The 26,114-nt window shown below is 56.4% G+C and carries 22 protein-coding genes; 7 read left to right on the top strand and 15 right to left on the bottom strand.

Annotated elements, in window-relative coordinates; all coding sequences use genetic code 11:
- Positions 1-9 precede the first annotated feature (9 nt).
- Entirely contained in the window at positions 10-960 is a 951-nt protein-coding gene (locus ABY734_RS12275; protein WP_372779504.1) for a tRNA dihydrouridine synthase, read from the top strand.
- Between the two features lie 7 nt (positions 961-967).
- Here the strand turns inward: ABY734_RS12275 and ABY734_RS12270 are convergent, their stop codons facing one another.
- Genes ABY734_RS12270 through ABY734_RS12245 form a run of 6 tightly spaced genes read right to left on the bottom strand, consistent with a single transcriptional unit; the run spans position 968 to position 8,343 of the window.
- The gene (locus tag ABY734_RS12270; RefSeq protein WP_372779503.1) at positions 968-2,086 is read right to left on the bottom strand and encodes a diguanylate cyclase; all 1,119 of its coding nucleotides are present in this window, start codon (positions 2,084-2,086) and stop codon (positions 968-970) included.
- Between the two features lie 11 nt (positions 2,087-2,097).
- Complete coding sequence (locus tag ABY734_RS12265) at positions 2,098-3,273, bottom strand: ATP-binding protein (protein WP_372779501.1); 1,176 nt, start codon at positions 3,271-3,273, stop codon at positions 2,098-2,100.
- A gap of 16 nt (positions 3,274-3,289) precedes the next feature.
- Positions 3,290-4,234, bottom strand: a complete 945-nt coding sequence (locus ABY734_RS12260; protein ID WP_372779499.1) for a DUF3369 domain-containing protein — start codon at positions 4,232-4,234, stop codon at positions 3,290-3,292.
- Positions 4,234-5,817, bottom strand: a complete 1,584-nt coding sequence (locus ABY734_RS12255) for an ATP-binding protein (RefSeq protein WP_372779498.1) — start codon at positions 5,815-5,817, stop codon at positions 4,234-4,236. The genes ABY734_RS12260 and ABY734_RS12255 overlap by 1 nt, the downstream gene beginning before the upstream one ends.
- Before the next feature lie 4 nt (positions 5,818-5,821).
- Positions 5,822-6,379, bottom strand: a complete 558-nt coding sequence (locus ABY734_RS12250) for a YfiR family protein (protein ID WP_372779496.1) — start codon at positions 6,377-6,379, stop codon at positions 5,822-5,824.
- Positions 6,379-8,343, bottom strand: coding sequence for a TonB-dependent receptor plug domain-containing protein (locus tag ABY734_RS12245; RefSeq protein WP_372779494.1), 1,965 nt, complete (start codon positions 8,341-8,343; stop codon positions 6,379-6,381). Before ABY734_RS12245 ends, ABY734_RS12250 begins: the two co-directional genes overlap by 1 nt.
- Positions 8,344-8,582: 239 nt before the next feature.
- On the opposite strand from ABY734_RS12245, the gene ABY734_RS12240 reads away from it, so the two are divergent.
- From ABY734_RS12240 to ABY734_RS12220, 5 genes are read left to right on the top strand one after another with little or no spacing between them, the layout of a single operon-like run.
- The gene (locus tag ABY734_RS12240) at positions 8,583-9,488 is read left to right on the top strand and encodes a LamB/YcsF family protein (protein ID WP_372779492.1); all 906 of its coding nucleotides are present in this window, start codon (positions 8,583-8,585) and stop codon (positions 9,486-9,488) included.
- Positions 9,485-10,249 (top strand): 5-oxoprolinase subunit PxpB, encoded by a 765-nt coding sequence (gene pxpB, locus ABY734_RS12235; RefSeq protein ID WP_372779490.1) that lies wholly within the window; start codon positions 9,485-9,487, stop codon positions 10,247-10,249. Before ABY734_RS12240 ends, pxpB begins: the two co-directional genes overlap by 4 nt.
- Positions 10,242-11,207, top strand: coding sequence for a biotin-dependent carboxyltransferase family protein (locus ABY734_RS12230; RefSeq protein WP_372779488.1), 966 nt, complete (start codon positions 10,242-10,244; stop codon positions 11,205-11,207). The genes pxpB and ABY734_RS12230 overlap by 8 nt, the downstream gene beginning before the upstream one ends.
- A gap of 25 nt (positions 11,208-11,232) precedes the next feature.
- Positions 11,233-12,045: an enoyl-CoA hydratase-related protein gene (locus ABY734_RS12225; protein ID WP_372779486.1), complete on the top strand. Its 813-nt coding sequence runs from the start codon at positions 11,233-11,235 to the stop codon at positions 12,043-12,045.
- 48 nt (positions 12,046-12,093) lie between these two features.
- A complete protein-coding gene (locus ABY734_RS12220; protein WP_372779484.1) occupies positions 12,094-12,840 on the top strand; it encodes a queuosine precursor transporter in 747 nt (248 codons plus the stop codon).
- Between the two features lie 29 nt (positions 12,841-12,869).
- Here ABY734_RS12220 and ABY734_RS12215 read toward each other — a convergent pair whose 3' ends face one another.
- Together ABY734_RS12215 and ABY734_RS12210 are read right to left on the bottom strand one after the other, a co-directional pair.
- Positions 12,870-13,574, bottom strand: coding sequence for an SDR family NAD(P)-dependent oxidoreductase (locus ABY734_RS12215; protein ID WP_372779482.1), 705 nt, complete (start codon positions 13,572-13,574; stop codon positions 12,870-12,872).
- Positions 13,574-14,080 (bottom strand): 6-pyruvoyl tetrahydropterin synthase family protein, encoded by a 507-nt coding sequence (locus ABY734_RS12210; protein WP_372779480.1) that lies wholly within the window; start codon positions 14,078-14,080, stop codon positions 13,574-13,576. The genes ABY734_RS12215 and ABY734_RS12210 overlap by 1 nt, the downstream gene beginning before the upstream one ends.
- A gap of 501 nt (positions 14,081-14,581) precedes the next feature.
- Here ABY734_RS12210 and ABY734_RS12205 point away from each other — a divergent pair.
- A complete protein-coding gene (locus tag ABY734_RS12205) occupies positions 14,582-17,086 on the top strand; it encodes an acyl-CoA dehydrogenase (protein ID WP_372779478.1) in 2,505 nt (834 codons plus the stop codon).
- Between the two features lie 9 nt (positions 17,087-17,095).
- On the opposite strand, the gene ABY734_RS12200 is transcribed toward ABY734_RS12205, so the two are convergent.
- From ABY734_RS12200 to hrpA, 7 genes are all read right to left on the bottom strand, one after another.
- Positions 17,096-17,581 (bottom strand): STAS domain-containing protein, encoded by a 486-nt coding sequence (locus tag ABY734_RS12200; protein WP_372779476.1) that lies wholly within the window; start codon positions 17,579-17,581, stop codon positions 17,096-17,098.
- 262 nt (positions 17,582-17,843) lie between these two features.
- Positions 17,844-19,031, bottom strand: a complete 1,188-nt coding sequence (locus ABY734_RS12195; RefSeq protein WP_372779475.1) for a PP2C family protein-serine/threonine phosphatase — start codon at positions 19,029-19,031, stop codon at positions 17,844-17,846.
- Between the two features lie 93 nt (positions 19,032-19,124).
- Positions 19,125-19,847, bottom strand: a complete 723-nt coding sequence (locus ABY734_RS12190) for a VacJ family lipoprotein (RefSeq protein WP_372779473.1) — start codon at positions 19,845-19,847, stop codon at positions 19,125-19,127.
- Between the two features lie 80 nt (positions 19,848-19,927).
- Entirely contained in the window at positions 19,928-20,671 is a 744-nt protein-coding gene (locus tag ABY734_RS12185; protein WP_372779471.1) for a DUF2063 domain-containing protein, read from the bottom strand.
- Complete coding sequence (locus ABY734_RS12180) at positions 20,671-21,498, bottom strand: DUF692 domain-containing protein (RefSeq protein ID WP_372779469.1); 828 nt, start codon at positions 21,496-21,498, stop codon at positions 20,671-20,673. The genes ABY734_RS12185 and ABY734_RS12180 overlap by 1 nt, the downstream gene beginning before the upstream one ends.
- A gap of 17 nt (positions 21,499-21,515) precedes the next feature.
- Entirely contained in the window at positions 21,516-21,935 is a 420-nt protein-coding gene (locus tag ABY734_RS12175; protein WP_372779468.1) for a hypothetical protein, read from the bottom strand.
- Between the two features lie 250 nt (positions 21,936-22,185).
- Complete coding sequence (gene hrpA / locus ABY734_RS12170; RefSeq protein ID WP_372779467.1) at positions 22,186-26,067, bottom strand: ATP-dependent RNA helicase HrpA; 3,882 nt, start codon at positions 26,065-26,067, stop codon at positions 22,186-22,188.
- Between the last annotated feature and the right edge of the window lie 47 nt (positions 26,068-26,114).

Genomic DNA, 26,114 nt, shown 5'->3' with positions numbered 1-26,114 from the left:
CGTGTGCCAATGAAGATTTACCTTGCTCCCATGGAGGGCGTCGTCAACGCTCGTATGCGCGCCCTGCTGACTTCCATCGGCGGGCTGGACCGCTGTGTCACTGAGTTTGTTCGCGTAACCAGGCAACTGCTGCCGCCTAAGGTCTTCTATCGCTATTGCCCAGAATTGGAGCAGGGCAGCAAAACCCCTTCCGGAGTCCCGGTTTACCTGCAGCTGCTGGGCAGCGACCCTCTTTGCCTGGCGGATAATGCCGCCCGCGCCGAAGCCCTTGGGGCGGCGGGTATCGACCTGAATTTCGGTTGCCCGGCAAAAACCGTTAACAAGCACCGAGGCGGTTCGGTATTACTGGATGAACCGACGCTGATCCATGACATCGTGTCCGGTATTCGCAATACGCTGATGCCCACAACACCCCTGAGCGTTAAAATTCGCCTCGGCTACGCCGATAGTTCCCCCTTAATGGAAGTTGCCGGGGCGGTGGCTGACGCAGGGGCCTCGGAGCTGGTCATCCACGCGCGAACCAAGGCACAAGGTTATCGCCCACCGGCCCACTGGGCGGCCATCGCCCGAGTGCGTGAATCTGTCGATATTCCACTGATTGCCAATGGCGAAATCTGGTGTGCCGAAGATTATCGCCGCTGCCGTGAATTGAGTGGCTGTGAGGATGTGATGCTGGGGCGCGGCATGCTGGCCCACCCGGCGCTGGCCCAGACACTGCGCAATGCGCAACACCCAGGCATGGCCTGGCAAGAGGTGCTGGTGCACCTGATTGATTTCCAGCAAGACCTGATGGCTACGTGCCCACCCCGCCACGCCTGCTCGCCGTTAAAACAGTGGCTGGCCTACCTGCAATGGCACTTTCGTGAAGCCGCATTATTGCTGGGAAACGTTAAACGCGTAACCGATGCCCGGTCCATGCTCCAGCTGCTAACGCAAGAGCAGTTACAGAGCGTTGCCTAGGCCGCTTTTAGATTCGAAAAGCCGCGCCGACAAAGTCCTTGCCCGAGGCATCGGCCACCAGCTTGAGCGCTGACAGGATGGAGGGACAGTCGGCGTCCTCGTAGCACTGTGCCCACGGGTATGGCGATACCGCCGCCACCGGCAACTGCCGAAGACGGGACAAACTGTCGGTACCGGAGCCAAAATCAATGAGCATGCAGTGAAAGCCCATTGCACCTGCCTCAACAAGAAAGCGCTGTAACTTATCGGACGCAACGGGGAAATCATGTTCTGACACCGCGAACCAAAGCCGCGTGCAAAGCTCCGGCTTTGCCGCAAGCAGACGGCTCAAAAAACGGGTAAACTGCTCCGCGCAAACCGACGCGGGGCTCAGCCTCATCACCGTCCTAGCACTCAGATCATTCATCTCAGAAAGTTTTGTCAGCACCCAGCGGTCCATCGCCAGCAGCAGATCCATCGCACCCAGCTCAGAACGGAGCTCGGCTGTATCTTCTGCTTGCCCCTCGTAATGCAGGGCAACTTGCGTCAGCGAAAAATCTCCGCCCTCAAAAGGCAGGGGCTCAAAAACTATTTCAAAACCATCGTGCAGAAAGGCGTTCTGCAGTCTGCGCGCCCAGTGTTCCACACGATCATCCTGGGTCGGTTCTCCCTCACAGCTCAGCTCGGAATAAACGCAACCGCGACCGGCGGACTTCGCCTGATATAGGCCCCGTTCTGCGCGCAGCAACACGTCCTCCGAACCACGATCAGTTTCTTCCGTCTGAGCGACACCGATTGAACATGATACCTCCTGTAGCCCGCCATCCCACTCAGCGTGGCGCCCATTCACTGCGTCGAGCATATCGTGACTCTCTGCGAACAGCTCCTTAAGACCGCGATAGGGGCAGACGATGACGAAGCTGTCTTCGCCGAGGTAAAACAGACGATCACCTTCCAGCAATGCACCCTGCAATACGCCATGGAGATAATTGAGAAAAGCATTCCCGGCAGTAAAACCCTGGGATTGATTAACCAGCCGGAAGAGATCGATATCAATCAGTTTTAAGCCGTGGATGCGCGTACCTTGTGTGGTCGCTTTGAGCATGCGATCAAGAAAATATTCGAAATCCCGGCGCTGGTTTTGCAAGAGCGATACCCTCAAGAGATCAACGGCAAGGTGAACTCGATACAGGTGCCCTCTCCTGCAACCCCCTGAATATCAATCGTACCTCCGTGCCAGCGCACAATTTTCCGACAGATATTCAAACCAATACCGCTACTGCTGGGGACATCTGTGGAGCTGTCGCGCCGAAACAGGGAAAACGCATTCTGCTTATCCTGTTCTGAAATTCCTATCCCATTATCCGACAGCTTGAACCGCCAGAGATCCATATCTTTATGCGCTTGAATCGATATTCTCGGAGTCTGGTTACCTCGAAAACGCAGTGAGTTTGAAACCAGATTGTAAAATACCTGATACAGCTGCCGACGAGATCCCATCACCACCGGGAGTTCATCGCAGAATATTTCCGCGTTCATTTCCTCAATGGACTCGCGAAGATCGAGCCTGACATCGTCAACGACAGTCATCAGATCGACCGGCACACGCAATTCGTTGTAGCGCCCGCTACTCGCATAACGCGCAAGGTCATCGACTTTTCTGAACAGTTCTCTGCTGAGCTCAAGAATCTCCTGAAGCTCATGGTGATGGGTGGGGCTGATCTGGCCCTCCAGCTCGTAGTAGATGTTCTGGGTATCCGTTACCAGCGTTTTCAGGGCCTGCCGAAAGGTGCGTGAAGTCACTTCCGACAAAGTTTCCAGCTCTTCCACCACACCAACAAGCTGTTGTCGGCTGCGCGCCAGAGCCATCATATCGCGATAGGAAGAGAGCGCCGTATAAACCACCGTATACAAACGATCCTGAGTCAGCTCAGTTTTCGCGCGGTAGTCATTGATGTCATACACCGTTAAGACATGCCTTTCAGGAGCCATACCCGGCTGGCCGGTACGCAGGATAATGCGAATAAAACTGTTGGCCATTTCCTGTCGAACAAACTGTGCAAAGCGCAGCCCGGCATCGTCGCTCTCCATCACGACATCCAGAAGAATGAGTGCAATACCCGGATTTTCCTGCAGTTTCTCCCGAGCCTCAGCGCCGGAATAGGCATTGATGAACTCCAGTCGGCGGTTTGCGTACACAAAGTCACTCAAGGCCAGTTCGGTAATGCGATGTACTTCTTCGTCGTCATCAACGACCAGCACTTGCCAGGGTGTCTCTTCGAGGACGTCCCTCGGAGGATCACTTTCCGGCCTTAACTTGAGTGCATCATTCATCTGTGAATCCTGCTGTTCAACTGCGTTGATCCGTCTCGATCAAAACGAGCTTTTCGTAGGCAATTGCCACATTTTTGGCAAACAATTCGACCAGAGACACGTCGGGCACCTCCAGCGGCTTGTCTCCGGCGATATAAAGCACGCTCTTATTGTACAAAGCGACCACGTAGTCTTGACCATATCGATTCTCACCACGCGACAGAGACTCGTCGATACGTTGCCTGACTTCAGGGTGAATTCCGAACAACTCGGTACCACTATTTATGCCTTCGAACTTTCCGGTCGAAGCCACAATCTGGAAATCACCGCTCCCTTCCTCCAGCGCAACCCCGGAGGTACGAACCACCAGAAAGTCCTGGTCCATGTACATCAACGCCGATAGCTGCTCAATGACACCCTGAGCAAACTGATCCAATGAGCTGATGCGAAACAGATCTGACGAGGCCTCGATAACACGCAACAAACCACGGCGATTTTTCTCGAGCGCGACCAGGTCCCGGTAGCAACTCAGGCTCGTGTAGACGCAGGTAAAAAGCTTTTGTCGGGTCAGCTCGGTCTTTTCCTTGTAGTCATTGATATCGTACTGGGTAATGACATCATATTCTGGCGCCTGGCCCGGTTGCCCCGTACGCAGCACAATACGCACAAAGCTATTTTTTAGCTCTTCTCGGATGTAGCGAACACAATCCAGCCCGGCAGTGTCATTCTCCATCACGACATCCAGGAGAATTGCAGCCGTATTGATATTCTCAGCCATAAACTGTTGCGCTTCGCGACCGCTATAGGCCGAATGAATGGCCAGAGGCCGGCCCGCGAATTGAAAGCCACTGAGAGCTAATCTGGTGACATTGTGCACCTCGCTGTCGTCGTCAACGACGAGCAAGTGCCAAGGCTCCAGAGAGTTTATCTCCTCATTGCCAGTACCTTCACTGGCGAGTTTGAGCGCATCGCTTCCTGACATTACGCGACCTCCTCCATTGAGACCTGTTTTGGAACCTGGATGAAAACCTGCACCCCATGCCCCGGTTCGCTTTCCATGCGAATGCGGCCACGAAGCTGCTGACTGACCAGGTTGTAGACGATGTGCATCCCAAGACCACTGCCGCCTTCACCCCGTCGGGTGGTAAAGAATGGATCAAAAACCCGTGCGAGTGACTCCTTGCACATACCCACCCCGTCATCCCGGTATCTAAGCAAAATTTCTTCGCCCAAATCCTCCACATCAATCTGAATATTCCCGTGTTTGGTTTCGGGATAACCGTGTACCAGCGAATTCATCAGCAGATTGGTTACGATCTGGGACATGGCGCCAGGAAAACTGTGCATCAGAAGATTCTCCGGCACATCGAGTGAAACACTGATTTCCGTCTTCTTAAGTTTGGGAAGAAGACTAAGCAGAATTTCCTCCAGGTAGTTATGCAAATCAAACTGACGCAACTCACTGCTGGTTTGATCAACGGCGACCTGCTTAAAGCTGTGGATCAGGTTGGCTGCCCGATTTAAGTTATTCAGAAGAATGCTTGCGGACTGAATTGCTGTTTGAACATATTTACGCAGTCCAGTGTCAGTCAGTCGGCCACTTTCATAGGCAGAAGACATATCTTCAGTGGCTGCGTGGAGCGTGCTAGCCGCGGTAACGCCGACACCAATCGGTGTATTAATCTCATGGGCAACACCGGCAACCAACCCACCAAGGGATGCCATCTTCTCCTGGTTGACCAACTGCTCCTGAGTTTCACGCAATTTGATCAAGGTCTTATTGAGGGTGTCGTTGGCGGCCTCCACCTCGACCACCTGTTGTTTAAGTTCGTTGTGAGCTCGACCGAGCTCCAGATCCCGCGTTTGTATCTGCGACAGCATGCTGTTAAAACTGTCGAACAGCGTGCCGATTTCATCATCGGCAAACTTCTCAGCCCGCACCGCAAAATCACCTTCGTTAGAGACGCGACGTGTTGTCGCAACAAGACTTTTTATTGGCTGTTCAATCAGTCCCCTGAAAAAACCCGTCAAGACAAAGGCAATCAGGAAACTGATGGCGACCATACCAACCCCCACCAGAACACTCAGCCCCATCGCGTCTTTCAGATCAGCCGTTGATCGGTAAAGGTAGACCATTCCAACCCTATCGGAGACCACATAGACTGGTTCACCATAGATGAGCGTACCCGACTGTTCAGTGGGCACCTTCGCAACATTATCGGGACAGTTTCTATTGGTACTCTGATTACGATAGGACGCGAACAGAGTGCCCTTATTGGCCTCATCATAGACGCAGGCCAAATCTATCTGTTTCATAGCACCCAGAGAGAGCAGTAGCTCGTTTGCGGCTGCCGCGTCGCCAAAGCTCAGTGCAGCCGAGATGTTTTGGGCGAAGATATTAGCTGTCGTCTCGAGCTCGCTGATAGCCTTATTCTTGAGATTGACCCAACCGATAGCTAGATACACGGTAGTGCTGATAACAACCACTATGAGGCTGGTACCAATAATTGAAAACAGGATTTTGTGCCGAATCGGCAGAACATTAAGGCGCGACAGGATAGACATGCGGCTACCTGACCACTCGCCGCGCCAGCGAAAGAAGCTTACTGCTTATCACAATATCCTGGTCGCTGGCCTTCGCTTCGTTGATGGCAAAACGCACTTTACCATCCACGATCACCAATCCTATGACTCCACCTTTTTCGACAAAATCCTCACCCTCGCCAACCGTAACAACCGGCAAACGCACTGAGTGGGCAAGCCATTCATCGGACCAATAAGGTTTTTCGCCCGTGCTATACAACATATGGCAGCCCGGAAGCTCGCTGCGCTGGCTTACAAAGCGAACTTTCAGAGTTCTACCCTGCGTGGTTTTGCCCTCAAGCACCTGACTGATGGCATCGGTATCAAGCAGGGAGCCCGCAATGCACAATTGGAATGTGTCGCCCGAACCAGGCGCAGCAGAGGGCGGCCATTCGATAAATTTGGTGAAGTTATAGAGAAACGCAGCCTTGACCCCCAGCGCCATCTCACCCGCAGCTGCCTGCGTGGGCAATGACAGCACCGCCAGTGTCACACAACACCAGAGTCGCATCCGCGAAACGAAGGACAACTTGGGGTATTTCATTAGAACTCCCAAGTCAGGTTGAGTTGAATCGATCGCGGTATTTCGACAGTTCGGTTATCGGCACTGAATTCCGCATGTTGCGGATCCAGCAGATTCTGTCCTAGCAGACTCATTGTGAGCTTGTCAGTCATTTCCCAATTAAGGGTCGCATCCAGCTCGGTGTAGCCTGTCACCGAAAGGTCTGGCAATTCACTGACATTGCGCAGCCTTGCGTCTACATTGAAGCGCTGACTCAAGCGCCAGTTCACCCGCAAAAACCCCTGATGGCGAGGATCATTCCGGTTGGCGTTAGCGATCGAGGTATCGCTACTTCCGGGTTTGCGCTGAAAATCTATATGGTGGTAGCTGTAACCGATCTGGGTTATGAACGATTCACTCGGATTCCAGTTAAACACCAGCTCCACGCCATTACTATCACCTTCGCCTTCATTGGAAATCAGTGCGGGAGCAACACTGGAATTGACTCCCCTCAGGTTATCGTAGCGGTTATAGAAGACTGCCAGATCAAGGCTACTGACAGCATTAAGCCTGTGGCGAACCCCACCTTCCCAGGCCTTCAACTCCTCAGCCTCAAAGTCATCGCTGCCTTGTATAACGATAATACCGGCCGGTGCCGGCTGCGGCGCATAGATAACAAAATCTTCGTCAAGGCGGGTAGGAATACGTACGGCTCGTGACAGCGCCGTCCACCATGTGGTTTCGTCGTTCGGGGTGTAGGCCAGACGCAGCGATGGCTGAACTTCAAGCCCCGAGTAATCATTGTGCTCCGCCTTTACCCCAAACGTCAGTTTAAGCCGGTCTGGAATGGCGGTGTAGACATCCTGAAAATAGATATCAACCGTTTCATCATTTTCACTCTCCGGTAGGAAACCCAGTGAATTGAGGTTGGGCGACTCGATATCATCGCCGGTAAAATGATAGCCACCACCGATCACCACATTGTGCTTTTCACCCGGGTAAAAATAGTGGCGGTACTCTAGCGTGACGGTCTCGCGCTTCTCCAGAAACAAGCCTTCTATATCGTACTCGCTATCTTCAACCACAAGTCGCGCATCAAAGTGTGGCTGGCCATTGCGCTCGCCAGACAAGGCCGCCATCAGGTAGTCGTTCGCTTGCTCCTCGTCGCTTCCTCCGCCTACCCGATCAACGCTATCCCGATAGCTTTCTCCCCAAAGTGACAGCTTTGTATTTTGCGACAGGGAAAGATCGGATCGAAAGCCCACCCGGTTTGCACCGTATCCATCTTCTGCATCAACACCGCTACGATCGCGGTAATCCGATACCGCTTCACGCTTGGCGTAAACCCGGCTCGCCATAGCCTCCGAGCCGAACCCACTGCGAACATAGCCATAACGCTCACCCGCATGGCTTGCCCCGACGGCTACTTGATTACCCATGGTATCAGTGGCTTTGCGCGTCACGATATTGATTACGCCATTAACGGCGTTGGCGCCCCATAACGCGGCACCCGGGCCGCGAATGACCTCGATCCGCTCCACATCAGCCAGCGGGATATTGTGCTTCTGCCAGTACACACCTGAAAAAAGTGGCGTATAGAGGCTGCGCCCGTCGAGCAACACTTCAAGTTTATCGGCAAGTGTTGAATTGAAGCCCCGGGCCGTCACGGCCCAAGTATGGGCATTCACTTGTGCAACAGTGAGACCGGGCACAAGCCGCAATGCCGCCGGCAAATTGCTGACCCCGGCCCGGCGAATATCGTCACCGGTCAGCACATAGGTTGCGGCCGCGGCGCGGCGCCAGGGCTCTTTCGTTTTTGATACGGAAAAGACATCGATTTCCATCAGCCGCTCAAGCGACAGCTCGGTCAGATCATCCAGCCGTGAAGAATCCGTTTGCGGGAAACTGGCTGCATAAATCTGCCCCGGAAGCGACAGCGCGACCGAAAACGCACTACCAATCAATGCGAAATACAAAGCTTTGGAGACTGATCGCTTGCCTGACACCCTTAAACCCCTTTGCCTGGCCGGAGCCCCTTGCTATGGGGGCAAGAAGCTTCGTCGACCTATAGACCAAGACTAGGCAAAAGCGAAGCCCCCGTGCATTAGTGTTTATACGGAGTTTCCACGATTACAACCGCACATTTGACGGCATCTGAGTCACAAGAATATTAGTACACCATCAGCAATAATACGTTATTGGAGGCATAAAAAAGGGGCCCCAAGGGGCCCCGGAAAGAAACGGGATGGGAATATCATCACTACTCATGCGGTTTTACGCGCTAACGTCCCATCTGGATCATTTTTCTGAAAACTTGGGACATGCCGGGCAGTGTGTTAAATTTTCCCGCTATTTTCTGTTACTTAGCAGTGGAACCCGCAACGTGCGAACGGCGATCGATCTGAATTGCGACCTTGGAGAAGGCATGGGGTCCGATAGCGAGCTGCTGCAGATTGTGTCCAGCGCCAATATCGCCTGTGGAGCCCATGCGGGTGATCAGCACACCATGGTCGCCGCACTGTCAGCAGCAAAGCATTGCGGCGTGGCGGTGGGCGCCCACCCCGGTTACCGCGACCCCGAACATTTCGGTCGCCGGCCCCAGTCTCTTGACGACAATGCGCTGCAACAACTGCTTCACGAACAGATAAATACGCTCAAATCCCATGCGGAACCAGTAGGAACGCCTCTGACCCATCTCCGGGCCCACGGCGCGCTGGGCAATCTCACCGACGCAGATCCAGAGGCAGCTCGACTGCTGTGCGCAGTTGCGTCGCAGCAGAACCTGGCCATCATGACGCTGGGACACTCAGCAGCCGAAAAGGCCGCAATTGAAGCAGGCCTGCCAGTGATTCGACAGTTTTTTGCAGACCGCGCTTATGATCGACATGGACAACTGGTGTCGCGCCAACAAAGCGGCAGCGTGCTGCATGAACCCGCGCTTATCATTCCGCGGCTGCTCAGCGCCCTGGACAGCGGCAAGGTCACCAGCCTTGAAGGCGAGGCTATTCCGGTCAGCTTCGATACGATCTGTGTTCATGGCGATACCGAGAGCGCGCTGGCCCTTGCTGCTGAAGTTCGCCACGCACTGGAACAGAACGGCGTCACCATTCGCCCTTACCACCTGCAATCGCCAAGGAGCTTCAGCCCTTGAGTCAGCCCTCACTGCTTTACAAGACACCCTGTTATTCGCCCGTCGGCGACTGCGCCATGCTGATCGAGCTGGGCCAGGGAATTGATCCAACCATCAACGAGCGCGTGCTGCAGCTCGAAAACCAGATTCGCAAGCTCAGAGTCAGCGGTGTCGTCGAAACCACTCCCGCCTACGCGTCCCTGCTGCTGCACTACGACCCGGATCAGGTCAGCTTCTCCGACCTGCAGGCGACGGTAAGCTCCATTCACCTTGATAGTCTGCCGGCAGAAAGACAACGCTTTGGCTGGCAAATTCCGGTGTGTTACGGCGGCGAATTCGGGGCCGACCTGGATTACGTCGCCGAATATCATCACCTGACCACCGCGGAAGTGATTCGGCTGCACAGCAAGGCGCGTTACCGGGTTTATATGATGGGTTTTGCGCCAGGCTTTACCTATTTGGGCGGGCTGCCGGAGCAATTGCACACGCCCCGCCGCGACAACCCAAGGTTGCACACGCCGGCTGGCAGCGTGTCCATTGGCGGCATGCAGGCTTTGATTGCCGGTGTTGCCATGCCCAGTGGCTGGCAGCTGCTCGGACAGACACCACTGGCCACCTATGACCCCCAACGAGATCCGCCCTTTCTGATCGCCCCAGGCGACGAAGTGCACTTTCATCCGGTCAACGCCACAGAATTCAAACGCCTCGAAAAAGCCGCGGCCAAGGGAAAATGGGCCGCCGAAAAGGTATCACTGTCAGAAGGAGCCGATAGTCATGAGTAGCGGCTCCAGAGGCTTACTGGTTTTACAGGCGGGTATCGGCACCATGATTCAGGATCTCGGTCGCCCGGGTTATCGCCGCTATGGCGTCACTCGCAGCGGCGCTATGGACCCGCTGGCCCTGCAGGTCGCCAACTGTCTGGTGGGTAACCCCTTTGACACACCCTGCATCGAGCTGAATATAGGCGGCGCCGACTTCCGGGTTACTACCGACTCCCTGCGCTGCGCCTTTCACGGCGGCGATTTCACCCTGGACATCAATGGTCTGCCCGCACCGGTTTCCACCAGCCTGCATCTGCGCCAGGGCGACATCATCAGCATCAACAGCGCCCGCCAGCGCATTCGCGGCTACCTTGCCGTCGAAGGCGGCTTTGAACTCGAACCCGTTCTCGGCAGCTGCGCCACCCACGTGCGCTCGGCCCTCGGCGGCCTTGATGGTGGGCCGCTGGAAGCCGGGCAGGAACTGATCTGTCTGCAGGAACTTGCCCCTACGCGAAAAGAAGTCTCCCTGCCATATATGCTGTTTCCGAAAACCCGACGCCAGTTCCGCGTTATTCTTGGGCCCCAGGCAGACCGCTTTACCCCCGAGGGCATCTACAGCTTCCTCAACACCACCGCCTTTCGCATCGACAAGGATTCAGACAGCCTCGGCTACCGTCTGGCCGGCAAGCGATTGGAATACCTCGGTGACGGCAACATTGTGTCCGACCCGGTGGTGCCCGGCTGTGTCCAAGTTCCTGCCAGCGGCCACCCCTTGATTTTGATGGCAGACTGTCCGACCACCGGCGGCTATCCAAAAATCGCCACTGTGATTTCGACCGACCTGCCGGATTTGGCGCAGTTACCGCCCGGCGCGGAGGTCAGCTTCCGCTCGGTCAGCCTCGAAGAAGCCCACATCGCCCGACAGAAGCGGCAACATTGGCTGGCAACGTTGCCCAAGCAACTGATCACCCTAGACTAAACAGCAATAACTCATGAGAGACGCCATGACAACACCGCCCAAACTCACCGACGCCAGCCTGCGCGTTGAAGATCGCTACGCCGTTCTGACCTTTGAGCGCGACGATGTGCGCAATGCCTTGACCGGCACCGCGCTGGTCGACGACATCTGCGCAGCGATCGACTGGGCCAATCACAGTGACCTGAACTGCCTGATCATCACCGGCGCCGGCAAGGGCTTCAGCTCCGGCGGCAATATCAAGGAAATGGCCGACAAAAAAGGCATGTTTGGCGGCAGCCCCATGCAAATAAGCGACAGCTATCGCCGGGGTATTCAGCGCATGAGCCGCGCGGTCTTCCACGCCGAGCTGCCTTTGATTGCCGCCGTCAATGGTGCCGCCGTGGGTGCCGGCTTCGACCTGGCCTGCATGTGCGACATTCGCCTCGGCTGCGAGCACACGCTGTTTGGCGAGACCTTTATTAACCTGGGCATCATTCCCGGCGATGGCGGCGCCTGGTTCCTGCAGCGACTCGTAGGTTACCAGCGCGCGGCCGAACTGACCTTTTCCGGACGACTAATTAAAGCCGATGAAGCCAGGTCACTGGGACTGCTGCTGGACGTGGTCGACAGCAAGGACCTGCTGGCCAACGCCGAGGCGATGGCTCAATCCTTTGCCAAACAACCTCCCCAGGCACTGCGCGCCAGCAAGCGGCTGATGAAAATTGCCCAGCGGCAGGAGCTGAATGATTTTCTCGACCATTGCGCGAGCGTTCAGGCTGCCTGTCATTACAGCGAAGACCACAGCCGCGCACTGAATGCCTTTATTAACAAAGAAAGCACAACGTATTCGGGTGAATAACGCGCTCACTGTCATTGCCACAAACACCATTAATCGGGAACGTTTCCAGTGCAGCTATACGACAACAGCGACCTGATAAGCCGCCGCCGCGAGCAGGTGTTCCTGCTGCTGGCCGGCTTTTTCCTGTGCTCGATGACACTGCTGAACGTAATAGGCATCACCAAATTCGTGCAGCTGGGGCCGATGGCGCTGGCGGTGGGGGTGCTGCCCTACCCGCTAACCTTTCTCTGTACCGATCTGGTCAGTGAGCTTTACGGCAAGCGCCGCGCCAATTTCATGGTGACAGTCGGTCTGATCATGAACGTTTTTGTGATTCTGGTACTGAGCATAGGCAACTGGCTTCCCGCTGTCTCGATCGACAACCAGCCCCCCTGGCAGGTACTGCAGCTGGCTCAGGATATTGCCAGCCCTTCCGGTGCCAGTATCAGCGGTTCGGTTGAGCTCTACTTTCTTATCTATGCGACCACCAGCGGCGCCGTCATCGCCTCAATGCTGGCCTACGTCGCCGCCCAGTACTGCGATGTGCACCTTTATCACTTCTGGAGAAACCTGACCAAGGGCCGCCACCTGTGGCTGCGAAACAATTTCAGCACCCTGATCAGCCAGGGGGTGGACTCATTTATGGTGATCTCAGTGACCTTTGGCGCGGTCTTTCTGGCTGGGGGCTTGAGTCTGGAGCAGATGTTGCTACTGATGGGCAGCAACTATCTGTTCAAGTTCTGCGCTGCCCTGATCGACACGATTCCACTCTACATCGCGGTGCATTATCTGCGGCGCTATCTGCACGCCGACTAAGCTTTTAGTAAAGCGTATCGAAGAACCGTTCAGTGCTCGATCTGCCCCAAATTGGCGTGCAGCACGGCGCCATTGATCACTGGATTCTGTGAGGCAAACCACAGGGTATCGGCAATCTCCTGAGGCTGAATCAAGCGCCCCTCGGTAACGCCTCCGGCAATGGCATCGAGAATGGTCTGATCATGGCCCAGGTGCTCGCGCAGCATTTCGGTGTCGGTAAAGCCGGGGCAGACGCAGGCGGTATGGATGCCGCTGCCCGCCAGATCCTGAGCGGTGGCGCGCATCAAACCGACAACCGCATGTTTTGAGGTGACATACGAGCAACTGCCGGCGACCGCCTTCTCACTTAAAGTCGACCCGACATACATAATGGAGGAGCCGCCCTTCATTGAGGACAGCAGCAGCTGATTCAACTGCAGTGCGGCAACCACGTTAAGCTGCAATACCTGCTGCAGCCGCTCGGCTTCCAGATCCCGGATGCTGTCCTTGTAAAGCACCGCTGCATTGTGAATCACACAGATCGACTCGGCCTCGCGGGCCAGCTCGGCCACCTGATCGGCGCAGGCCCCGACCCAGTCCAGTTTGCTCATGTCGACCGCTATCTGGGTCACGCCGTCCAGATCCAGCGTGCTGCGTGAAAAATTTACGACCTGATAGCCATTGTTCAAAAACGTTTCAACCGTGGCGCGACCAATACCCTTGCTGCCCCCGGTGATAAAAACCAGTTTATTCATCAATCCCCCACACTGTGCTGCCAGGTCGCGGAGCCCGATTGCCCCGGCCCCGACGATACTTTCATAATCAGACTCTGCACACCGTTACCCTGAATAAACGCCGAGTCTTCCAGCAAGCGTTCCAGCAAGAGTCTGGCAAACTCTTCCACGGTGGAATTGCGAATCGGCAGCAGCAGCGTATCGGCCTTAAGAAAGTGCATGACTTCGCCGTTGAACTCCACCCGGTAGTTGTCCCCCTCCTCAGCGATCACAAGGTAAGGCGACAGTGCTGGCAGCACGAGGTATTCATCGTACTGGGCGACCAGCTTGCGCAGGCGCTGTTTGATCTCAACGTAACTGAAACACATGCCGTTATCACCGACTTCTGCGGTGATATCCAGCGACACCTTGAAATTATGCCCGTGCAATCGCTCGCGCTCGGTGGCAGAGAAAATGGTGAAATGTGCCGCGGAGAATTTCAGATCCTCCTTGGTGATTTCAATGGTTGTCAGGGTATCTATCGGCATCGACTTCACTGTGACGGCTTGTTTTGCAGGCAGACAAAGTACTGCCTGGCGTCGCAAAAAGCAAAGCCCGGTGGTTAACATGAACAGCACATTACAATTCCCGGCTTCTACTTTCCCTTTTGACTGGCTGTGCTAGCCTGAAATAGACCAATTGATAACTATAACAACGCAGCCCGGGCCGGTTTGGCCGCGCTTCCACTCAGATAGGAAGCCAATGAATACCTTGTACAACACACTCGCTTTCGCACGTCTCTCAGGTTCTGTCACGCGCACCTGATTTACTCCCTGCACACACGCTTCTGCGACACCTGCAATCAGTGTAAGGCCATCCAGGCCGATTAGTGGCGAACCCCGGTTCGCCTTTTTTCTGCCACAGCGGTCTTGGTACGGTAAAAACACCCCGCTGGAACCGGCAATATTCACAATCCGCTCAAGCTTGCAGTTAAGCATCGATTGGCTGATGCTGGAACTTTACTCAGGAACCTTTAGGGAGATCGCGCAATGAGTGTGTTACTGCTGATTATCGCTGCCATGGCACTGCTCTACCTCGGCGCCGGAGGCAATACAGCAGCGATTGCTCTCGGTTTGGCAACACTGTTTGGGATGTATCTCGACAACTGGCACTTCGCCAGCATCCTGTTTGGCGCCCTGTCGCTGGCTGCCGCCCTGTTTCTGCTGATTCCCTCCAATCTGCGCAAGCAGGAGCTGAGCCGGCCGCTGCTGGGCTGGGTGCGCGGCATGCTGCCGCAGCTATCTGACACGGAATCCGAGGCGCTGAAATCAGGCAGTGTCGACTGGGACGGGGAACTTTTCTCGGGACGGCCGGACTGGAGCTACCTGCTCGGCGTAAAACACAGTGAACTCAGCGCGGAAGAAAAAGCCTTTCTCGACGGCCCGGTCGAAGAACTCTGTGCCATGCTGGATGACTGGCGCATTACCCACGAAGACTATGATTTACCCGAACCGGTCTGGCAGTTTATACGCGACAACGGCTTTTTCGGGCTGGTGATCCCCAAAGACTTTGGCGGCAAGGGCTTCTCCCAGCGAGCGCATTCTGAAATCGTGATGAAGATTTCCACCCGCAGTGTCTCCGCCGCGGTGACAGTCATGGTACCCAACTCCCTGGGCCCGGGAGAGCTGCTGATGGAATACGGCACCGACGAACAGAAAAGCCATTATCTTCCCCGTCTGGCGACCGGTCAGGAGATTCCCTGCTTTGCACTCACTTCGCCGATGGCCGGCTCCGATGCCGGCGCCATTCCCGACAAGGGCATCGTCTGCAAAGGCCAGTGGCAGGGTGAAGAGGTACTGGGCCTCAAGGTCACCTGGAACAAACGCTACATTACGCTCGCCCCGGTCGCCACACTGATTGGCCTGGCCATCAAAGTCTACGACCCGGACCACCTGCTGGGCGAGGAGGATACCATCGGCGTAACCTGCGTCATGGTGCCCCGCGACACTGAAGGCGCAAACAGTGGCGCCCGCCACCTGCCGATGAACACCGTGTTTATGAATGGCCCAACCTGGGGCACCGAGGTATTTATTCCCCTGTCACAGATCATCGGCGGCGAAGCCATGCTCGGAAAGGGTTGGACCATGCTGCTGGAGTGCCTCTCCATCGGCCGCTCCATTTCCCTGCCCGGGCTGGCAGCCGGCGCGGGTAAACTCGCAACTCTCACCACCGGCGCCTACGCCAGCGTGCGCGAGCAGTTCGGCCGAAGTATCAGTGAGTTTGAGGGTGTGCAGGAAGCTCTGGAACAGATTGCCGGCTACACCTACATGATGGATGCAGCGCGGTTGTTTACCGCCTCCATGCTGGATCGCGGCGTGCGCCCGGCGGTTCCCTCGGCTCTACTCAAGTACCGCAATACCGACCTGATGCGCACGGTGGTCAACCACTCCATGGATGTGGTCGCCGGCCGCGGCGTGATTACCGGGCCGCGCAATTTCATGGCCCGCATTTATCAGGCGGTGCCCATTGCCATCACCGTTGAAGGCGCCAATATTCTGACCCGCAGCCTGATGGTATTTGGCCAGGGCGCCATTCGCTGCCACCCCTTTATTGTGGACGAAATTGAGGCCGCCAATATGGAGGACGAAGCCGCTGCGGTTGAGCAGCTCGATGGCGTCTTCTTCAGGCACATTGGCCACACCAGCGGCAATGCCCTGCGCGCAATGGCATTGGGGCTGACCTTTGGTGCGCTGGCCACCGTGCCCGCACGCGGCAATATTAAACGCTACTACAAACAACTCACCCGCTTTTCCGCCGGGTTTGCCCTCCTCACCGACGTTGCCCTGCTCACCCAGGGCGGCGCTCTGAAAGCCCGGCAGCGTCTGTCGGGACATATGGCGGACTGTCTGGTGCAGCTCTATTACGCTTCGGCGATCATCAAGCAGTGGCATGAAGAGGGGTATCCCGAATCAGACCGCCTAGTGGTGGAATGGGGTCTGCAGACCTGTCTGCACATGCTGCAGGAGCACCTGCGCAGCGTCATTGACGACTTTCCGGTTAAAGCCCTGCGCTGGCCTCTCAGGCTGGTGATCTTCCCGCTGGGGCCCGTCGGCCTGCGCAAACCCTCGGCCGAAACCGGCACCGAGCTGGCCAAAGCCATTACCCACGATACCCGTTTGCGCGACCGCATTACCCAGGGCGTCTACCTGAACAGTAATCCGGAAGATCCTGTGGGCCGGGTATTGCACGCCTATCAGCTTGCCAATGAAACCCGTTCACTGCGCGATCGCCTGCACACGGCGGTGCGCAACCGCGACGTCAACGAACTCGATGGCATTGCCCTGCTGATGGGACACGAGCGCGAGGAACTGGTGGACTGGGCAGTGTCCAATGAGATTATTGACAGCGCCGACCGCGATCGCCTGCTGGAAGCACTGACCGCGCTCTACGACGTGATACGGGTTGATGCCTTTGATGCAGAGGGTTTGAAGGAGATTGCGGAATCGCAGCGGGGAAAAAGACGGGTGGTCGAGCGACCTGCGGAAAAAAACTGACCAGACAGGTCAGTGTTTTTTCTCAAGCATTGAGACCAGCTCGCGAAAGCGGGCTTTATTGGATTCGTTCAAGCCCATCAATACCCGGTGGGCTTCCAGCACTTTTTCCTTCACTACCCCTTCACTGCCTTCGACCTGGGGCAACTCACCCAGATCCTGGTCGGTGTGCAGCGGGTGCTGGCGAATTTTGAATACCCGATCAAAGCCCATGCTCTGCAACACCCGGGTAATATCCGGGTTGGTAGAAAGAATGACAGGGACAAATTGAAAGCGGTTTTTCGCCATTAAGGCCAATTTGGCAAGCAAGCCGAGTGTGGTGCTGTCCACATTATCGGCTTCTGTCAGATCGACAATAACACTGGAAAAATCGCTACTGCTGAACATCTCTTCAAAGTAGTCATCAAGCACGTTGCACAAAGTCAGACGGACATCGCCGACCAGCTTGATAACATTAGAACCCTGATGTTCAGCAACCATGATTCTACCTGGTTGCATATGGCAAGTGCCCTAAGCCAAAAGTTCGTTTATTTCAGCGACCCCAAAAGTCTTGCGTCAGGGCGCGCTCTGCCGGGAATGGCAAGTCCTTCCCAGGGCGCGCAACGCCGTCGCAGGGCTTTTTGGACGCGCCCTACGGGAGCTTTCAAAAAAGCCAACTACTGTTTCAGTACTCCTTGCCGGCTGCTATTGCCTGCGGAACACGTCTTGTAGTTGGCTTTTTTGCAGGCTCTGAGACGCATCGAACGTCTGGCTCAGGGCACTAAACTCGCGACACCACTAACACAGCGATATCGTCGGGCGCTTCCTCGATGCTATCCAGCCTGAAGGTTTGAATAACATCATCGGCCGTCTGCGGGCCATCCTCGAGCGCCTCAAGCAGATACTGCTCTTTGGCGATCACCCCCTTGGGGTTCAACACCTCCAATATACCATCGGAGAACAAGGTGAGGACAGCCTTGGGCGGCAGTAACATCCGATGTTCCGAATAATTTACGTCCGGAAACAGGCCGACGGGCAAATCGTGACCGTCCAGATAGCGGGCGGTACCGTCCACACTGAGTATGGGCGCCGGCAGATGGCCGGCAATGCTGTAACACAGCTCATCGCTGTGCAGATCGATCACGCCCACACACATGGTGACGTGCTTATCGATCTCCATGCCGATCAATTCCCGATTGGCCTTGTCCAGCATATGGGCAGGAGACAGGATCGCGCTGCTGTGGCGATGATGGAAATCACTGCGTTTGCGGGCAAACAGGTTCTTCAGCATGACCGTCACAAAGGCCGAGCTGGCGCCGTGCCCCGACACATCGGCGACAAAGAACACCGCGTAGCGGTCACCGACAATGAAATAATCGATAAAATCACCGCTGAGATACAGCGACGGCAGAATATGCTGATGAAAACGGAACTTGCCAATAGTCTTTGGGGTTTCGGGCAGCATTTTGAGCTGGATATGACGGCCGGCCTGCTGGTCTTTCTTCAAGTGGCTGAGGCTTTCCAGCAATTCCCGGTTGGCCGCTTCCAGCTTGCTCCGGTATTCGCGGTTTTCGCGGCGCAATGCGCCTTGCTGGAAAGCGCGCTCCATCGCATGACCAAGCAGCTTTTCGTCACCGATGGTGCCCGAAATCATCAGGTAGTCACAGGCGCCCTTGCGCAGGGCTTCCACCACATCGGCCATCACACGACGGCGTGAGATAACGATGACCGGCACTTCTCGCTTGTCAGCGGTCAGCACTTCCAGTATCCGACGACCATCCTCGCCGACATAGAGATCCAGCAGCACAGCATCCGGCGTCTGCTCATGAAAACGCTCGAAAGCCGCTTCGCCGTTGTCACTGACGCTTACCGTATACCCCAGACGGCTCAGGGCAGACACAAGCTCTTCCCGCTGATCATCAGCGCGCTGAATCAGCAACAGGCGTTTTCGTCGTTCTTGCTGGGTCATGTCAGGCCTTTGCGGCATGGAGGGACAGGCATATCCCTCTCGCTGCGAGCATCATTTCAGAAAAAGTATAGACAGACGAGCGCGGAATTACCGCTAAAACTCGTCCCACTCCTCGAATTCCTCTTCGCCGAAGCTGTCTTCCACAACAGCACCGTCACTGATCAGATACTCACGCCGCTGCAAATAGGCGTCGCGCATAAACGTGTAGCGGTCTCCCGACAGCAGACTTTCGGTCTTCAACAGGTTGGCGCGGGTATTAACCAGATCGAGAAAGCGCATCTGATTGCGGGTACGCACGTGATCGACCTGACTGATGGCGTCAACCTGTGCATCGATCACCGAAGAACCCGCGTCCCGAACCGTAGACGGCCCCAAAATCGGCAACACCAGATAGGGGCCGGGCCCAACTCCCCAATAGCCCAAGGTTTGACCAAAGTCTTCAGTACGTTTTTCCAGGCCGATATGTGACGCAACTTCAAAGAAGCCGGCGATACCCACGGTGGAGTTAATTACAAAGCGACCGCCGTCAACGACAGCCGCCTTGAATTTCAGCTGACCGAGGTCGGCCACGATATTCAGCGGTTCGCGCAGGTTACCGAGCATATTGTCGATGCCCTGCTCCAGAAAATTGGGCAGCACCGCCTGATAACCCTCGGCAACGGGTTTGGCGACATACTTGTCCGCCACCTCGTTGAAGGCAAACACCTTACGATTAAAACCTTCCCAGGGGTCGGGGTTTTCCGGCTGACTGGCGCAGCCAGCAAGCACAACCAAAAGCCACAGGGAGCAAAGCCTGAACAGAGCAGAAAGACGCATTCGGAGTCCGGAATTTATCAGTTTTATTGAGCTGCAACGATATAGCGGATTCACCCGTAAATCCAGCCGCAGCAAGGTCATCAGGAGAGCTCCGTTCCGAGCAGAATGGAGGCCTCACGCAACTGTTCAAGTAGCTCGCCCCCAAACTGCATCAGCTGTGCCGGATCGTCGTGCCGCAACTCCGCTGCGAGCGCTTCAAGCGCCGCCTGTCCGCTAACGGTATCGTCCAGCAGCGCCAGCAGGCGAAAGGTCACCGCGTTGATTTCCATGAATTCAATCTCCAGTGACGGCGTGCGGTACACCACCAGCCAGGTCGGCTGCGGGGGCGGCTCGTCGGGCTGGAAAGACTCACCGATCAGATGGACCGGAAAATGGTAAACCAAGGGCCAGGCCTGGGGTGAAACCAGTGGGCGCCCCGACATCAGGTCACCCTCAGGGTCTGCCTCCAGCTCCTCATCGGGCGCAACATCCAATGCCAGCTCAACCCATTCGTAGTGCGCCAACTCCTGCAGGAAGGGCGGATCGCTGGCCCGCTCGCCGCGCTCATGCTGCAAATAGGCGAGGAATTCCTCACTGATTTCCAGAAAATACGGCGAATGGCTGACATGGTCGCGCACAAAGTCTCGTACCAGTGCGTGCCAGCGTTCATCGCTATAGATGCTGCGCAGCACCGGAAAACCGCCGCTGAGAAAACTTTCGATATTGTTGTAAATGAGATCGCGGTAGATGCCCACCCGGCGCGACTCGATATCGGGCGGTGCCGCGCGCCGTTCAGGATCGCGCAGGTGTGACGTAAGTGAGCGCTGTAACTGCTGGAAATGCATCAGTCTGTCACCGCCGCAGCGTACCTGAGCTGGGCAGATCGAACCTGATCGACCTCTGCTAAGAGCTCTTCAATGGGTGGGAAATTGAAATCCCGCTCAACCAAGGTGGGTAGCGGACCCACCCGGGCATAGGCTTCATTCAGCAGTGCCCACACCGGCTCTATAACATCGGCGCCGTGGGTATCGACACGAATATCTTCCGCCTCTTCATAGTGCCCGGCAATATGCATATAGCAGGCGCGCTCCAGCGGCAGCTCATCAAGAAACCGCAGCGGGTCATAGCGGTGATTGATGCTATTTACATAGATATTGTTGACGTCGAGCAGCAATTTGCAGTCGGCCTCTTCAAGAACGGCGCGAATAAACTCGCTCTCAGACAAAACCTGGCCCGGCGCTGCATAGTAGGAGGCGTTTTCCAGCGCGATCTGCTCACCGAGAATATCCTGTACCTGGCGAACCCGGGCAGCTACGTGCTGCACGGCTTCTTCGGTAAAGGGAATCGGCAGCAGATCGTAAAGATGACCGTCATCTGCACAATAGGTTAGATGCTCAGTGTAAAGGGGACAGTCAAACTCCGACATGAATTGCCGGATCGACAGCAGCAGGTCCCTGTCGAGCGGAGCAAAACCGCCGACATTCAGGGACAAGCCGTGCAGATAAATAGGGTAGCGTTCGGCAAAGCGCCGGAACTCACGGCGCAGTCGCCCTCCAAGGTGCATCCAGTTTTCCGGGGCGACCTCCATAAAGTCGATACGCCCCGGCTCCACGGACTGCAAGGCGTCACTCAGACCGCGACGCAATCCCAGTCCTGCCAGTACTTCAGACATAGCTCAGTACAGCGTGCTCAGTGGCTGCCGCACTTGCCTTCGCCACATTTACCTTCTTTGGCTTTGGAACTGGCGCCGCATTTGCCTTCGCCGCACTTCCCTTCCTTGGCTTTGGAGCTGGCACCACACTTACCTTCTCCGCATTTGCCTTCACCGCACTTGCCCTCAGCCTTGGCTTTGGACTCAGCGCCGCACTTGCCTTCACCGCACTTGCCTTCGCCACATTTGCCCTCACCCCTGGCTTTGGATTCAGCACCACATTTACCTTCGCCACACTTGCCCTCGGCGTGTTTACCAAAGGATGCCAAATCGTAGCCCGCGGTCAGCGGCGTTGCCGCGAAGGGGTTGGTTTCCGCACTGACTGTGGATACTGCACCGCCAGCCAATACCGCTGCGCTCAATGCTGCAGCCAAAGGTTTTTTGCTCATTTTCGCCATGGGAGTACTCTCCTGAGTTGATGTTGCCTTTTAGATGAAGCAAATACCGATTTGTTACAGCCCACAGAAAAATCGATATTCGCGCTCATACGTTTCATTATTCTATTACGCTACCCTGACGGATTTACCCGCGTTCTGCACAGGCAGGTCAAGGCATAAATTCGTGCACAGCCACTTTCTGCCGAAACATCACTTCCTTACTGTTTCTATGCATACCCAATTAGCTTAGTCGCGCATCAGCGCACTCGCCTTAAACCCGGGCGGCACGGCTTTGTTCATAATCTCGCCACAGCGCCTTGAGTCGCTTTTCCGACACCGGAGCCCGCGTCCCAAGCCCCTGAGCATACAGCGAGACCCGATACTCCTCCAATACCCAGCGATACTCTTCTAGCACCGCATTTGAACTGTCAGCCGCCAGTTTCTCCGGACTCGTCGTCTGCCACAGCGGCTCAGTCAGTTTACGCAAGCCGATCAGTATCTGCCGCTCACGCTGATAGTGCCCCTCCAGTTTGTCCAGCCTCTGTGACACAGCATCAAGATACCGGGGGTACTGCTCCAGCCTGTTTGTCGGCAGCTCTCGCAAAAACCGCTTGAACAACAGAGCGTCCAGTTGCTCTCTGACGTCGCCGACCGTTTCTATCCAGGTCAGCTGGGTCAGCTTTTTCAGTCGTTTGCGTACCGCGGCTGCGCTTTCCAGTATGCGTTTTGTCAGCTCTGCCGTCCGCTCCAACTGCTCTTCGAGCCCCGGTAAGGCAATCAGCGCAGCGAAATCTTCGCTGTCACGGGGCAATTCGCGACCGTCGACAAATGTCTGGTAGACGGCCGCCTCAATCACGTCTTCAACCCAATCCTTGCGCCGCACGCCAAGGGCCGCCAACTGTAACTGCTCAGTATTGCCGCGCAACAGACTTTCCCGCCAGGGTTTCAACTGGCGGGTCAACTGCAGCGTCAGCAGCCTGACTACCGCCCTGCGACTCTGGCGGTCGGCCTCGTCTGCCGTATCCAGCAGGGTCAGCTCCACCGCGTCGCCGCGGTCTATCAGAGCAGGATAGGCCGTAACCTCGGCACCGCCCTGCTTGATACGTTTATTTTGCGGCAGCCGATCAAGTGTCCATTCAGTAAATATCTGCTGCTCGGTGTTTTGCTCGCCCCGAGCCTGTAACTCGGCCGCCGACTGCTCGCTGTAACGCGCTTTCAGTGCCTGTAGGTCCCGACCCTGCGCGAGCACTTTGCCGCGCTCATCCACAATTTCGAAGTTCATCAGATAGAACGCGTCGAGCAGATCTCCACGCCACAGCTCCGGCGGTATCGTCTCGCCGACCACCCGTCGCAGCGCCTCGGCCAGCGCGCGACTGAGGGGCTGATCACCGGCCTCCATCAGTGACAGCGCTTTTCCGACCGTGACGGGTATCGGCATCAGCTTTTTGCGCCACTGTTTGGGCAGAGCTTTTAGCAGCGCGACGCATTTATCTTCCAGCAAACCCGGAACCAGCCACTCGGGAAGGTGCTCGGGCACTCGATTGAGCAGCACCAACGGGACCACCAGAGTCACACCGTCGCCCTGATGACCGGGCTCAAAGCGATAGCGCAGGGGCAGGCGCAGCTCGCCCCAACGCCAGGTGTCCGGAAACTGATTGATGGCCTCGCGACTCTGGCTAACGGCCAGCACATCGTCATCGCTCATCTCCAGTGCCTTGCGCTCGCTTTCTTCCGCCTTGCCCAGCCAGCTCTCCAGATGTCGGGCACTGACAATTTCCGGCGGCAGCCGGCGGTCGTAAAAGGCAAACATGGCATCATCGCTGATCAACAGGTCTCGCCGCCGCAGCTTGCTTTCAAGCGCCAGCACCTTATCAATTGCTGCTTTGTTGTGAGCGAAAAATGCCGCCTTGCCCCGGTACTGCCTTTCTACCAATGCACTGCGAATTAGTATCTCCCGCGATAACACCGGATCGATGGGCCCGTAATTGACTCGCTGCCGATCCTGAATGACCAGCCCATACAGGCTGGTCTGCCGGAAGGCGCTGACACGCCCCGCCTTTGCCTGCCAGTGGGGTTCAAAATACTGGTGTTTCAGCACTGCGTCGTTGATGCCGGGTATCCACTCCGGTTCAATTCTGGCCACGCAGCGGGCAAAAAGCTGGGAGGTTTCCGCCAGTTCTGCCGCCACAATCCAGGCCGGGTTTTTCTTGAACAGCCCGGAGCCCGGAAAAATGCGCAGCTTGCGGTTGCGGGTGCCGCGATACCAGTGCTGCTCGTCCTTCTTGGCCACGTGGCTCAAAAAGCCGGCCAGCACCGCCCGGTGCAGGGCTTCAAAGGAGGCTGGTTCCGCGTTGAGTTTCCAACCGTTATCGCGGCAGGCTAGCTTTAGCTGCCAGTGCAGCTCACGCCACTCCTGAGCGCGACTCGGCGCGATAAACTCGCGTTGACACATTTTTCGGAACTGGTTGTTGGACAGTTCCTGACGCTGCTCCTCCAGATAGTTCCAGAGATTCACATAGGCCGAAAAATCCGAGTCTTTATCGATAAAGCGACGGTGCTTTTCGTCGGCGGCCTGCTGCTTGTCGGCGGGCCGTTCGCGCGGATCCTGAATACTGAGCGCGCTGACAACGATCAAGGCTTCCTGCAGACAACCGAGCTGGCTGGCCGCCTGCAGGATGCGCGCCATACGCGGATCAACCGGCAGGCGCACCAGAGTTTTGCCCAGCGGCGTCAGTTCACCCTTGTCCACCGCCGCCAGCTCTTCGAGCAGCTTGTAGCCGTCATTGATAAAGCGGCGATCCGGCGCGTCTACAAAAGGAAAGTTTTCGATATCGCCCAATCGCATATTGAGCATCTGAAGAATCACTGATGCGAGATTGGTGCGCTGCACTTCCGGCTCGGTAAAGGCCGGGCGGGCCTCAAAATCCTCCTGGGAATACAAGCGCACACAAACGCCTGGCGCGACGCGCCCACAGCGCCCGGCCCGCTGGTTGGCACTGGCCTGTGACACCGGCTCGATCGGCAGGCGCTGCACCTTGCTGCGATAACTGTAGCGGCTGATGCGCGCCGTGCCCGTGTCAATAACAAAGCGAATACCCGGCACGGTCAACGAGGTTTCCGCGACGTTGGTCGCCAGCACAACGCGCCATCCCCGTCTCCCGCCCTCGTCAAAGATGCGCTGTTGCTCACGCGCGCTCAGGCGTGCATACAAGGGCAGGACTTCCAGTCCCATCAGGCTGGAGCGCCGCAACTGTTTCGCCGCTGCGCGAATCTCGCGCTCGCCACTCAGAAAAACCAGCACATCGCCTTGCCGACGACCGCCCTCGGCGTCCAGGTCCTGCAGCGCCTGCTCGATGGCCTCGGCCTGGTCCAGCTCGGGACTCAACTCTTCCAGCGGTCGATAGCGGATATCCACCGGATAGGTCCGCCCCGAGACCTCTATGACCGGCGCGTTATCAAAGTGCTCGGAAAATCTCTGCACGTCGATGGTCGCTGAGGTGATGATGATTTTCAGATCGGGCCGTTTGGGCAGCAACAGCTTCAGGTAGCCGAGCAGGAAGTCAATATTGAGGCTGCGTTCGTGGGCCTCATCGATTATCAGCGTATCGTAGCGATAGAGGTAAGGATCGTGCTGAATTTCAGCGAGCAGAATGCCATCGGTCATCAACTTGATATAGGTGCCATCTGACACCTGATCGTGAAAGCGCACCTGATAGCCCACCGCCGCGCCCAACTCCGTCTGCAGTTCGCTGGCAATGCGCTGGGCGACGGTGCGGGCCGCCAGCCGTCGCGGCTGGGTATGGCCGATCAGACCGTGAATACCGCGCCCGGCCTCAAGACAGAGTTTGGGCAACTGGGTGGTTTTGCCGGAACCGGTTTCGCCGGCCACCACAATAACCTGATTGTCCAACAAGGCCGCGCGGATGCGCTCCACTTCACGGGCGACGGGCAGGTCAGGATAGCTGATCTGTGGCAGTGTCTGCCGGCGCGCAGCCACCTTGGCTTGCGACTGAGCCAACATATCGCTGAATTTGGCCTGCAAACGATCCGTTGGCTTGCCCTGGCGCGATCGCTTTCTAATATCGCCCTGCAAACGCCGCAAGCGGGGTTCGTCGGCGAGCCAGATGGCGTCAATCTGCTGTTTAGTCTGCATAGCCCTCAAAACGAAAAAACGCCCCGCAGGGCGTTTCTCATTAACCA

It is taken from the genome of Litorivivens sp. (genome assembly GCF_041624475.1).
GTDB lineage: Bacteria > Pseudomonadota > Gammaproteobacteria > Pseudomonadales > Spongiibacteraceae > Litorivivens.
The sequence above is the reverse complement of the archived record's forward strand: the minus strand, read 5'-3'. Positions and strand labels throughout refer to the sequence as shown.